Raw genomic sequence first — 10,193 nt, forward strand, 5'->3', positions numbered from 1 at the left:
ATCCTCAGTAGGCGATGCAGTAGGTCATGCGGAGACCGGCAGGCAAGTTGTCTGCGCCGCCGGCAGCGTTGACGGTGATGGCATGGTTGTGGGCGCCAGCGCCACGGTGATCCACCACGTGCACGTGATTGCCACCCTCGGCGATGCCGACCCCGTGGGTGTGGTTGCCTGAGCCGTTCATGCCAATGTTGTGGGTGTGATTACCGGTGGCATCAGTTCCGATGCTGTGGGCGTGGTTGCCACCGGCACCGGTCCAGCCATCCGAGGGCGATGCATCATTGTCCCGCTCGCGGTAGATGCCATAGCCGTTGATGGCATTGGAGGGAATCACGCCTGGATGTTGGTGGTCCCCTGAGGCGCTAGTGCTACCGCCGTGCGCGTGGTAGCCCTGCGCATCCGTCCAAGCACCGTGCGCGTGATCGCCGGCCGGGTTGACGCTGGCACCATGTGCGTGGATGCCGGCTGCGCCGAGTGCGGTGTAGTGCGCATGGTCGCCGACAGCGGTCGCACTGGCGCCGTGCGTATGGCTGATCACCTGGCCGTTGCTGTGGACGCCGACAAACTGTGAGGAATTGGTGTGGGTGACCGTGGTGCCTTCACGCATCAACGGTAGGTTGAACGTGGTGCTGCTATCCCCGGCACCGTAGACGGTACCGATCGCCGCAAACAACGCCGAATACTTCGTGCGTGAGACTGCCGTGCCATCGCATAGCAGTAGACCTGCAGGCGGAAAGAGCGAGGCCATAATCACGATCTGGCCTGGCAGCAAGAACGAGCTTGGCACGTTCTGCAGATTGCGGAAGTCGCGATACCACGCGCCCTCCTGTCCATCCAAGAGATCAGCATCCAAGCCATTGCCAGGGCCAACATGAAACGTCGCCGCAGAGCGAAGGCCGAGCATGTTGCGTGCCGCTGCTGCAGTGGGTCGGGCCAGTAGCCCTTTGATGAAGTCAGTGGGCGCAGCATCGCCTAGGCGCGCATTCAATACGGCAATCAGGTTGGCCGGCGACAGCGCCCGCTCTTTGTCCAGCCCTTCGATTGCTTGCGCGTCGGTGGACAAGCGCACCACACCCGGCACGTCCACCGTCGCCGCTGGATCGGTGAAGTTGGTGTCTCCGAAGGTGATCTGCGCGGTGTCCACATCGGCCAGCACCACGTCGATCGCCAGCAGCACAGAGGCGGCGCCAGACTTCTCCACCAGCAACGCGGGTTGGCCGTAGGCAGCAAACAGCGTGCCATCGGCCAGGTACAGGCCGAAGCCGTAACAGCTGTAGACGGCGTTGGATTCGTCGCGCACCGACACGTGCATCGTGTCCTTGGCCGTCACCGAACCACCGATAGTGGTCAGGCGCTTGATTTCGGACGGTAGCGCCTTGAGCTCGGCATCGGCCACGAACGCTGCGCTGGTCAATCCGACTGCGGCGATGGTCACCGCCTGTGTGCCGGTCTGCTTGGCATTGACCAGGGCTTGGCGGCCGGCCGTAGTGATCTTGAGTTTGAGTCCGGGCATGTGTGCTCTCTAGCTCGCCTCGCCCTGCAGGCGCAGGAACAAAGTGGTTCTGCCGCGTGCCACGACGTTGAGTCGGGCTTCGGCCTGGAATCCTTGGGTGAAGGTGAAATGCGAACGCACGGGCTTGGTGCGCTCGACCTCGGCGATGACTTCCTCGACGAACCGGGCACTGGCGCTCTGTCCATCGGCACCGGTCAACGTCAGCGCCAGCTCGAAGGTGTGCGGCTGGCCGCGCGGCTCGGTCTGCCACCACTCGCGGATGGCCACCGCGCCGCCGAACGACTCGACCACCATGCGGACGCTGTTGGCCGTGCCCTTGCGGCGCTGGATAGCCATAGCGCTACGCAGGCGTGAGCGCTTAACCGCATCGCTCCAGTCGGCCTTCCAGTCATCCACCGATAGCGTCCATGCAAGCCATGGCAGATGGCCGGCCGGGCAGGTGTCCGGATTCCACAGATCTGGATACGGCAGCGGGATCGCTTCCAGGCGCTCGGTGACGGCCGCCAGGGCGCGTTCCATCGGCGTGGCATTGGGCGGCAGCGGAGAATTACTCATCGATGCCGGCGTGCACGATGTCGATCGATGCGCAGTACGCGGCTTGCGTGCGGCTGATCCGGATGTCGGCTGCAGGCGAGTCCAACTCGACGCGCTGCACGCCGTCAGCGAACAGCTTGGCCTTGATCGCCGATTCCGGTACGTCCCGGCCGATCCGGTGCGCCTCGGCAAGATAGGTCTGCAGGCTGCGCAGCGCCTCGCGCATGACCACTGCCGAGTCGGGGCCAGCGTAGGTGTAGACGCGCCCACGGATGGCGTAGGGAACGATCTGCGCGCTCTGCACCGCGACTTCGTCTGTCATGGGCCGCACGTCGTCATCGGTGAGCATGGCGGCCACTTGATCGAGCAGTGCCTGCGGCGCGGTGCCATCGCCGGTGCGCGATTGCACGGTGACCAGCACTTGCCCAGGCGCGGGGCTGGTGGCGCTGGCGTCCATGACATCTGCCGCCGCGCTGAGCGCGTGATAGATGTAGGCGCCCTCGGGGCCGGCAACGCTGAAGCCCTCGGGCGCCAGCTGGATGCGGCGGCGGAAGTCCACGTCCGACTCATAGGTCGGTGCAATGCCGTTCCCCGGCTGCCCCGGATCCAGTACCAGGCGCGCGACGCCAAACAACGCGCCCAGGTGATCGAGGTTGGTGCCGGTGGCAAAGGCCAGCATGGTCTGCTGTGCCTTGTCGTTGGCGCGCTGGCGTATCAGCAGCTCGCGTGCCGCGAACAATTGCAGGAGCTTGTAGACCGGGTCAGCTTCGATGAGCGCCGAAAACTCGGGCAGTAGCCGACGGAATTGGGCTACCGCTTCGGCGAATATCGTCTCGAAGTCCAGCGGCTCAATTAGGTCTGGGGCGTTGAGTTTTGATAGATCGACTGCAGTAAAGGACGCCATAGAAGCCTGCCATTTCTTGGCTCCTATATTTTCGCAGCGCGGCTGCACTTAGTAGTGCGCTACTTTGTAGAGAGAAATATTACATCAAAATGGGATGTCTTCCTCTATGGTGAATGGGCCCTTGTAACGCATTTTTTCAAGGAGTATTTCTGCAAGTTCTTCGCGAGCCTCGAGATCAGCGTCGAGTAACTTGGCGTCGTTTTCGGATATATCGACCTCTATCCTCAAAGCTTCCTGATAGTATGAGATGCCGATCTTCGATACATGCACACCTTTTCTTCCAAGATTTCGCAATCGCCCATTCAATTTCCACCTTATATCCCAGGAGAATCGAGTTGCGAAGTATTTTCTAATCTCTTTAGAGGTTGTAATTGCTTTATATGCATCTTCGACTTTGGCTTGAAAAAATTCCGCGTTGTGCTTATGTAGTACGTCCAAATCGTCAATGAACTTATCAGTTCTGTCAGCGCGGACGAAGTGAACGAGTGCGGAGCTGTCGATTTTATTTACGATGTATCTTGAGAAATAGATGAGGCGGCTTAGCTTGACAACTTTTGTAGGCACATATTCGAACTGTGCGTCGACCATTGGAGCATCGAAGATGGTGCAAAGAATGAATTGATAAAGTCTTTTGTTTTTCTTTCCTTTATAGTTTAATTGACTTATCTCATGATCCATCGCCTTCATCAGCGATGTTATTGAGTCGAATATTGGTTTGTCATTTTGTGGCGTCCCATTCTCACTGACTAGCTGGAATGCAAAAATGTCTCGCTTTGGACTTAGGATGCTTTCTTTAACTTTCGGATTGGAGTTGAGGTAGTTATCTTTCCAGGCCCCATCTGCTAGGTGCGATTTCAGTGGCTCTGATTTCGTCCATATGTGGACAGGCTCCCAATCAGCATTCGGGTCAACCTTTGGTCGGCTTCTACTCAAAAATGCCACGGTATTCTTTGCGTCTTTCTTGCAGCTCACCAGAATCACTGTGGAAACATCTAGGTCTTGGCTGCTTTTTACTTTGTAGGCAATTAAATCTAATTCGCGAGCACGACCGTCAACGTCATCCAGGTAGAACCTTCCGCTTATGGTGCTCCATTTCTTTTTCTGAAAAGCTTGTGCGGTTTCATGCTCAAGAATAAAGCCGGTCCCTTGAAGGGCTCCTAATATCTTGTCTTCTGGCGCTGCGTCTCGCATTGCTCCGTCGCTCTAATCTAGTTCGTCATGTGATCAAGCATAAGCTTTTTGAGCTGGTGCCTGTCGCGGGAGTCTAATCCCAGCAAAACACGCTTTTCGTAGCGTGCCGTTGGGCCGCCAGGCCGCACCCGCTCGGTTAAGCCATCTTGGTGTACGCGTGCAATCTGTGCTACCCGGCCCATAAACCCAACGCTCACAGCGTTAGGACCCGCACTGACCTTGAAGTATTTGGCCTGCCGCAGCTTGGCAAACATCTTCGCGCGTTTGACGCGCCCGGCCTTCTGCCGCAGCTGCTGCTTTCGCGGTGCGTACGGTGTGCCATCGGGTGCCTGCTGCTTGCCGATGCGCTGGCTTTGCGAGCGCCTCAGCTCCGTTCCGATCTTGCGCGCCAGGCTGCGCCGCTCACCGGGCTGCATGCGCGCCAGCAACGGCGCGGCCCAGTTCTCCAGCGCGGTCAGCTCATCCATGTGGGATCGATCTGTGGCTCGGGTGCATGGGTGATGTCGTAGCCGCCGCCATCCTTCGCGGTCACGACCACACGCTCGGTCAGCGGCAACTTGATCGACAGATCCACCGCATCGTTGGCGAGGATGTCAGCCTCGAAGGCGATGTCGCCACGGCGCGCGGGATTGGACAGCAGCTCGGACTGATTGACCTGCACCCATTCCAGCAGCGGCAGCATCACGCTGTCCGGGTGGCCGGCGTAGTCGGTCAAGATCAGATTGAGCGTGTACTGGTACTCGAACGACAGTCCCGGCTGGAAAGTGCTGACCAGGCTACCGGCGTCGATAAACACCAGCAGCCGGTCGGCATCGCGTGCCAGATCCGGCAATGCTGCGACCAGATGCGCGCGCAGGCTGGCGGGCTTGATCATGGCGCCGGCTCCGGCACGTGCAGATCGATCCAGTCCTGCAGCGCGCTCAGTTGCGCGGCGGTGGCGTGGCAGCTGGTGTAGTTGTCGGCGACGGTACCGGCAATGCCAGAGAGCGTAATGCCGGCGGCCGGCGCATCAGGATCTCCGGCGGGCGGCCCGGCAGGGTTGCCCGAGGCGGCGGCGTCGTGCAGCCGCACAAAGCCAGCAGGGATAGCGCAAGCAGCGTCTGCTTTCTGGGTGACATAGATCGGGATCTCGCGGGTGATGGTGGCGCCGGCCTCGCGCACGATCTGCACGCGATCGACGTACTCGACAACGGTTTTTGTGGAAGCCCTTGCACTGTCGCGTTCGGCGATGGCTGCAGCTTTTGCGTCTAGCGCTTGCTTGCGTTCGCGTTGTGCGGTGCTGACGCGCTGCTCCTGCCACACGCAGCCACCGACGAGCACTGCAATCAGCACCAGCAGGATGATCAGGCGCGTGACCATCAGCTCACGCCCAGGATCTGCAGGGCGCGCTGCGTGCGCGTGACGCGATCGCTGTGGCCTTCCGGCAAGCGCTTGGCGCGCACGTTGCCCAGGTTGATCTTGCGGCCCAGGCCAAGCACGTCGCCGGCATCGGCCAGCACGTTGAGGCCGTTGTCTTGCCAGTACGCCGCCGCACCCAGTGCGCTTGGCTCGATCTGCAGCAGCAGATCCGGCTGCTCTTCCACCGGCAGTCCGATCAGCACACCTATACGGCGGTAGTTGCCCCGGAAGGTGTGCTGCATCGGGCCACGGCCCCGGTAGCGGTGACCGTCGCCGCTGGCGGCGTTGCCGTTGCCCAGGCGGTCGGCGTAGACGAAGTTGGCCAGGCCCTCCGGGTTGCGTAGGAACTTGGGCGCCTGGGCCGGTGTGATGCGCGCGCCAAACACTTCCAGCAGCCGAGCGCTGGTGGTGTAGGTCAGGCCTTCTTCCATCCGCGACAGGCTCAGACTTTCGTGCCCGACCTGGCCGAGCCAGTGCGCGGCGCGGCGCTTGGTGGTGATGCCAAAGCGGTTGGCGGCGGCGAGCAGTGGCCCATGCCAGCGCTGTGCGCGTTGCGGCGAACACTGCATGATCGAGGCGAGCTGGGTATCGGTGAACATCAATCGACCTTCAGGATGCGCGCCACATTGCCCTGGGCGCGGTAGGTGAGCACCGCCAGCACGATCAACGTGCCCAGGTGCCATGGACTGACTTGCGAGCCGGCGCCGGCCAGCAGGATGTGCAACGCCTGGCCGCCGGTGCTGGCGATCAGCAACCACGCGCACCAGCCGGCGCCGCGTCGATGGCGCGCATCGACCGGGCGGTGGTAGGTAAGCAGGCGGACGCAGATGGCGAGCGAGGCCATCAACGTCAGGACGGTGACCAGGCTATGCACTGGGCGGACCTCCACGACGTAGGAAGGAAAAGTCGAAGGACTTGCTCTTTTCGATCAGCCCCAGCGTGACGGTGATCGCGCACGCCGCGCTAGCGAAGGCGGCCACGCCGCTGGACTTGATCGGCAACCAGCGCAGGATTTCCGGCGCTAGTTGGTAGCCGGCGATCACGCTCACCGGGAAGTAAATCAATCGCGCCAGCAGCGGTTGCTTGGCGGCGGACACCACGAACAGCGCGCCGCCCGCGAAGGCGCCGATCAGTGCATCGCCGTCGATGCCAGGCAGCACGGAGGCAAGGCCCACACCGGTGGCGATCAAAAAGCCGCTCGATACGGAGGTGGGTTCGGTCATCAGATCAGTCCCATAGCTGCACAAGCGGCGTCATCGCCGCTGTGGTGGTGGTTACCTCGGGCAACTCCACCGGCGTGCCATGCGGTAGCACGGCGCCCAGTTCGGCCAGGCCGGGATTGAGGAGATAGGTGCGCTCGACCAGGCCGGCCGTGCTGCCCAGGTGGCGCCAGCACAGCAGGTCGACGGTGTCGCCTTGCATGGCATGCACGCGCATCAGATGAGCTCCACCGTGCTGCGCGGCAGGTTCTGCAGATCGCGCACGGCCCAGCGCTGGTCGCGGCGTAGCTCGGTGATGCTCGGTGACAGGTCATCGGCGCGCTGGTTGGCGCTGTCAGTGGCGTCGAAGCTGCGGTAACGCTCTGCCACCTCGACAGCGGTGGCACACGCGACGGCGCGTAGGTACAGCTGTACGCGGCGCGAGAGGCCATCGACAGTGGTGCTGGGCACATCGGTCAACACCGCGTAGCCAGCCGCCTGCTGCGTCTGCGCCCATGTCTGCAACTCATCGTTGACCGCCAGCATGGCGGCGATGAGGGCGTGGCGCAGACGCGCATCGGTCACGGTGCCATCCAAGCGCATGCTCGCTCGCACAGTCGCCGGTGCGATCGCCGGCCAGAACGGCGCATTGGCGATCGCATCAGGCGTGGCGCTGGTGGTGCCGATGGCAGTGAATCCGCTCATGGATGGCTCGGAAGAGATCGCCGGTGGTCGGGGCGTCACCGCAGCGATGGAGTGCTGTGGATCAGCCCCGAGCCGGCGAGGGTTGCGGGGACGCTCGGTTATGCGTTGGTGCCCGCAGGCTCAACGCTGAACTTCTTCAAGAGGCGCTCGGCACGCTCCAGATCCTTCTTGCCGCCGCAGCTGCCGTGCAGTGCGATGGCGCGCTGCAGGTCGGCGACGGCGGCAGCGGCGATGGGCTGCGCCTGGTCGGCAGGCGTCTCATCGGTGACGCCCGCCAGCGATGCGCGTGCCAGTGCCAGGTGCAGCTTGGCGCGCACCTCATCGGGCATGTCTTGCTCAGCGGTCAGCGTCGCGGTGTCTGCCAGCACGGCCGCATCGAATGCCTGGCCGGTCTTCTGCGCAGACAGCGCCGCCTCGGCGATCTCTTCGGCCAGCACGCAGCCCACCGTGCGGGAGAAGCGGTCGGGCATCTGCAGGCCGTGCTTGAGCACATAGGCGCCCAGCTCCAACGCGCCGGTATAGTCGCCGGCATCAATGCGCCAGACCATGCACGTCATGACGATCTCGTCCTGCGCGCCCTGGCCGCCGGCCAGCACGCCGGCCAGATACGGCACGTAGGTCGGCAGCAGCTGCACCTTGAGCGCCGCCTTGCCTTGCGTGGACTGGATCTGCTTCAGCCGCAGGCGATCGCTCTGCAGTTGCGCCATGTGCTGCTCGTAGGCCGTTGCACCGGCCATCAGCTGGTGCGGTGCGCGCTGGGCGGCCTCCAGCTCGGCGAGCACGCGGCTGTGGTGACGCTTGGCGGGACTGTCGGCCATGACTTAAGCCTCGATCTCGATGTGCTCGACCACGCAGCCCAGGCCGTAGTCCTCGACCACGTAGGCATCGTTGGAGGACTCGTAGTTCTCGATGCGATCGCGTGCCGGCACTTCCTGGATGTAACGACGACGGCCGCCGGTCTGGTAGTAGATCGACAGGTTCGCCAGCGAAGTGACCATCAACGCGCCATCCGGCAAGTACGGCACCTCGGCCACCTGCAGGCCGCCAACGCGGCGCTGGCTCAAGATCAGGTCGGTGGCGATCTTCTCGCTGGCCGCCTGGTCCTTGTTGACCATCGGAAAGTACTTGTCGTGCATCAGGTCGCGGCCGAGCACCACCACCAGGCTCGGATCCTTGCGGTGCCACGGATCCAGCAGGTTGCTCACCACATCGAACACCAGCGCGTCGAGGTTGCGGTAGTCCGCGCCATCACCGGCGCCGATGACCATCTTGCCGGCCGTCTTGCCGCTTGCCAGCACGCGTTGGGCAGCGTTGGTGCGGTACTGCTGTAGCCAGCCGATGTTGACGTCTTCCAGCAGCGGGAACGCAGCGCGGTCGGTGTCGGCAGCGGCGTGCGTGCCGTTGAAGCCGATCTGCAAGCGATCCAGTGCCTGACGCTTGACGATGGCATCACGCAGGCGCGCCTGGAAGTCCGGGAATTTGGCCCAGGCATCGAGCAACGCATACGGAATCGCGGTGTCGAAGTCGGTCTTCTTGGCGACGTACTCGTTCTTGTCGAGCGCAGCGACGTTGCGCGGGGTGCGGGTCTTGCCGGCACCGGTGTCGGTGCGGCTCGCAATGCTGCCGGTGACGCCGATGCCCACCTTTTGGCCGGACAGTTCGTCCACCGGGATGATGTTGATCTTGGACAGGAACTCGCTGGATTCCTGCATGCGCGTTTCTAGCTTCTGCTGCACGGTCGGATCGACGGCGAACGAGTGGAACGCGGAGGTGATGCCGTTGAGCTTGGCGATCTGCTCGGCGAATTGGTTGAACTGCAGGCGAGTGGCGTTTTGCATGAAAGCTCCGAAGGTGGGGCGCTGGCGGCGTGTGCGTGTGGTGGTGTGGGATCAGCAGTCGGTCAGCACGGCCGCGCCGCCGCCGGTGACCACCGGGCGTGCGGGCTGTGCCGGATCCGGCTGCTGCGACAGCGACTCGCGCAGCTGCGCCAGGTCGTTTGCCAGCTGCTCGTGCTTGGTCTTCTGCTCGGCGTGTTCGGCCTGCAGGCGGTTGAAGCGTTCGTCCTGGCCGCGCACGTGCTCGGCGATCTCTTCGACGCCTTCGCCAAGCTCTGCGAACTGCTCGGCGGTGATGCTGGTGGCGTCCTCGCTCTTGAGCGCGGTGCGGATCCGGCTGAGCAGATTGGCGACCGGGCCTTCGCCGACTTCGCTAAATTCCAGCGCGGTTTCCTCGGCGACGGTGAACAGGTTGCCCGGTGACTGCTTGCGATCGGCCAACGGGTTGGCCTCGGGGTTCTGGCTGGCGAAGCTGAGCATGGAGGTGCCCAGGCTGGCCGGCGAGTCGGTGACCGCCAGGCCGACGAGATACGCCTTGCCGGTGTTGGCGAATTTCTCCTGCACCTCGATGCTGGTGTAGAGCTTCTGCTTGGACTTGTTGATGGTGATCAGGTCGGCGGTCGGCTCGATCTGGGCAAACAGCGCCAGGCGCTTGGTGCCATCGATCTCGACCTCTTCGGCTTTCACTGCAGTGACATCGCCATACGCACGGAACGGCGAGTCCGGCAGCAGGCTGCGCATGTGCTCGATCCAGATGCGGGCGTTGTAGGTCTCACGGTTGTAGGTGGCGGCCATGTCGTCGATCCAGCTGCGTTGGATCGTGCGGCCATCGGTGGTGGCGCCTTCGACGGCCACGCGGAACCAGTTGGAACGGAACTTCTTGGCCTTGGCCGACATGGGTGTCCTTTGCGCTGGAT

At 62.8% G+C, this 10,193-nt stretch carries 15 protein-coding genes; all 15 read right to left on the reverse strand.

Annotation, left to right across the window (positions count from 1 at the left end):
- Positions 1-4: 4 nt before the first annotated feature.
- Entirely contained in the window at positions 5-1,510 is a 1,506-nt protein-coding gene (locus tag RQH86_RS08350) for a phage tail protein (RefSeq protein WP_311238386.1), read from the reverse strand.
- Between the two features lie 9 nt (positions 1,511-1,519).
- Positions 1,520-2,065 (reverse strand): phage tail protein I, encoded by a 546-nt coding sequence (locus RQH86_RS08355; protein ID WP_311238387.1) that lies wholly within the window; start codon positions 2,063-2,065, stop codon positions 1,520-1,522.
- Positions 2,058-2,948 (reverse strand): baseplate J/gp47 family protein, encoded by an 891-nt coding sequence (locus RQH86_RS08360; RefSeq protein ID WP_311238388.1) that lies wholly within the window; start codon positions 2,946-2,948, stop codon positions 2,058-2,060. Before RQH86_RS08360 ends, RQH86_RS08355 begins: the two co-directional genes overlap by 8 nt.
- An 84-nt stretch (positions 2,949-3,032) precedes the next feature.
- The gene (locus RQH86_RS08365) at positions 3,033-4,139 is read right to left on the reverse strand and encodes a hypothetical protein (RefSeq protein ID WP_311238389.1); all 1,107 of its coding nucleotides are present in this window, start codon (positions 4,137-4,139) and stop codon (positions 3,033-3,035) included.
- A gap of 17 nt (positions 4,140-4,156) precedes the next feature.
- Positions 4,157-4,606: a phage virion morphogenesis protein gene (locus RQH86_RS08370; protein WP_311238390.1), complete on the reverse strand. Its 450-nt coding sequence runs from the start codon at positions 4,604-4,606 to the stop codon at positions 4,157-4,159.
- Positions 4,594-5,013 carry a phage tail protein gene (locus RQH86_RS08375; RefSeq protein WP_311238391.1) on the reverse strand — a complete coding sequence of 140 codons (420 nt, stop codon included), beginning with the start codon at positions 5,011-5,013 and terminating at the stop codon, positions 4,594-4,596. The genes RQH86_RS08370 and RQH86_RS08375 overlap by 13 nt, the downstream gene beginning before the upstream one ends.
- Positions 5,010-5,498, reverse strand: a complete 489-nt coding sequence (locus RQH86_RS08380; RefSeq protein ID WP_311238392.1) for a hypothetical protein — start codon at positions 5,496-5,498, stop codon at positions 5,010-5,012. The genes RQH86_RS08375 and RQH86_RS08380 overlap by 4 nt, the downstream gene beginning before the upstream one ends.
- Positions 5,498-6,136, reverse strand: a complete 639-nt coding sequence (locus RQH86_RS08385; RefSeq protein ID WP_311238393.1) for a glycoside hydrolase family 19 protein — start codon at positions 6,134-6,136, stop codon at positions 5,498-5,500. The genes RQH86_RS08380 and RQH86_RS08385 overlap by 1 nt, the downstream gene beginning before the upstream one ends.
- Complete coding sequence (locus RQH86_RS08390) at positions 6,136-6,411, reverse strand: phage holin family protein (RefSeq protein WP_057672105.1); 276 nt, start codon at positions 6,409-6,411, stop codon at positions 6,136-6,138. The genes RQH86_RS08385 and RQH86_RS08390 overlap by 1 nt, the downstream gene beginning before the upstream one ends.
- Entirely contained in the window at positions 6,404-6,760 is a 357-nt protein-coding gene (locus RQH86_RS08395; RefSeq protein ID WP_005929454.1) for a phage holin family protein, read from the reverse strand. The genes RQH86_RS08390 and RQH86_RS08395 overlap by 8 nt, the downstream gene beginning before the upstream one ends.
- Before the next feature lie 4 nt (positions 6,761-6,764).
- Positions 6,765-6,974 carry a tail protein X gene (locus RQH86_RS08400; protein WP_005917735.1) on the reverse strand — a complete coding sequence of 70 codons (210 nt, stop codon included), beginning with the start codon at positions 6,972-6,974 and terminating at the stop codon, positions 6,765-6,767.
- A complete protein-coding gene (locus RQH86_RS08405) occupies positions 6,974-7,441 on the reverse strand; it encodes a head completion/stabilization protein (protein WP_311238394.1) in 468 nt (155 codons plus the stop codon). The genes RQH86_RS08400 and RQH86_RS08405 overlap by 1 nt, the downstream gene beginning before the upstream one ends.
- Positions 7,442-7,539: 98 nt before the next feature.
- Positions 7,540-8,259: a phage terminase small subunit gene (gpM, locus tag RQH86_RS08410; protein ID WP_311238395.1), complete on the reverse strand. Its 720-nt coding sequence runs from the start codon at positions 8,257-8,259 to the stop codon at positions 7,540-7,542.
- Positions 8,260-8,262: 3 nt separating this feature from the next.
- The gene (locus RQH86_RS08415) at positions 8,263-9,279 is read right to left on the reverse strand and encodes a phage major capsid protein, P2 family (RefSeq protein WP_029996353.1); all 1,017 of its coding nucleotides are present in this window, start codon (positions 9,277-9,279) and stop codon (positions 8,263-8,265) included.
- 51 nt (positions 9,280-9,330) lie between these two features.
- Complete coding sequence (locus RQH86_RS08420; RefSeq protein WP_311238396.1) at positions 9,331-10,173, reverse strand: GPO family capsid scaffolding protein; 843 nt, start codon at positions 10,171-10,173, stop codon at positions 9,331-9,333.
- Between the last annotated feature and the right edge of the window lie 20 nt (positions 10,174-10,193).

The sequence above is a fragment of the Xanthomonas sp. WCS2018Noco2-27 genome (assembly GCF_031843525.1).
GTDB lineage: Bacteria > Pseudomonadota > Gammaproteobacteria > Xanthomonadales > Xanthomonadaceae > Xanthomonas.

Bases quoted from the DNA above. Each gene is read 5' to 3' on its own strand.
- RQH86_RS08365 (WP_311238389.1), bottom strand. From the start codon at position 4,139: ATGCGAGACGCAGCGCCAGAAGACAAGATATTAGGAGCCCTTCAAGGG.
- RQH86_RS08415 (WP_029996353.1), bottom strand. From the start codon at position 9,279: ATGCAAAACGCCACTCGCCTGCAGTTCAACCAATTCGCCGAGCAGATC.
- RQH86_RS08370 (WP_311238390.1), bottom strand. From the start codon at position 4,606: ATGGATGAGCTGACCGCGCTGGAGAACTGGGCCGCGCCGTTGCTGGCG.
- RQH86_RS08375 (WP_311238391.1), bottom strand. From the start codon at position 5,013: ATGATCAAGCCCGCCAGCCTGCGCGCGCATCTGGTCGCAGCATTGCCG.
- RQH86_RS08395 (WP_005929454.1), bottom strand. From the start codon at position 6,760: ATGACCGAACCCACCTCCGTATCGAGCGGCTTTTTGATCGCCACCGGT.
- RQH86_RS08360 (WP_311238388.1), bottom strand. From the start codon at position 2,948: ATGGCGTCCTTTACTGCAGTCGATCTATCAAAACTCAACGCCCCAGAC.
- RQH86_RS08420 (WP_311238396.1), bottom strand. From the start codon at position 10,173: ATGTCGGCCAAGGCCAAGAAGTTCCGTTCCAACTGGTTCCGCGTGGCC.
- RQH86_RS08385 (WP_311238393.1), bottom strand. From the start codon at position 6,136: ATGTTCACCGATACCCAGCTCGCCTCGATCATGCAGTGTTCGCCGCAA.
- RQH86_RS08350 (WP_311238386.1), bottom strand. From the start codon at position 1,510: ATGCCCGGACTCAAACTCAAGATCACTACGGCCGGCCGCCAAGCCCTG.
- RQH86_RS08400 (WP_005917735.1), bottom strand. From the start codon at position 6,974: ATGCGCGTGCATGCCATGCAAGGCGACACCGTCGACCTGCTGTGCTGG.
- gpM (WP_311238395.1), bottom strand. From the start codon at position 8,259: ATGGCCGACAGTCCCGCCAAGCGTCACCACAGCCGCGTGCTCGCCGAG.
- RQH86_RS08380 (WP_311238392.1), bottom strand. From the start codon at position 5,498: ATGGTCACGCGCCTGATCATCCTGCTGGTGCTGATTGCAGTGCTCGTC.
- RQH86_RS08355 (WP_311238387.1), bottom strand. From the start codon at position 2,065: ATGAGTAATTCTCCGCTGCCGCCCAATGCCACGCCGATGGAACGCGCC.
- RQH86_RS08405 (WP_311238394.1), bottom strand. From the start codon at position 7,441: ATGAGCGGATTCACTGCCATCGGCACCACCAGCGCCACGCCTGATGCG.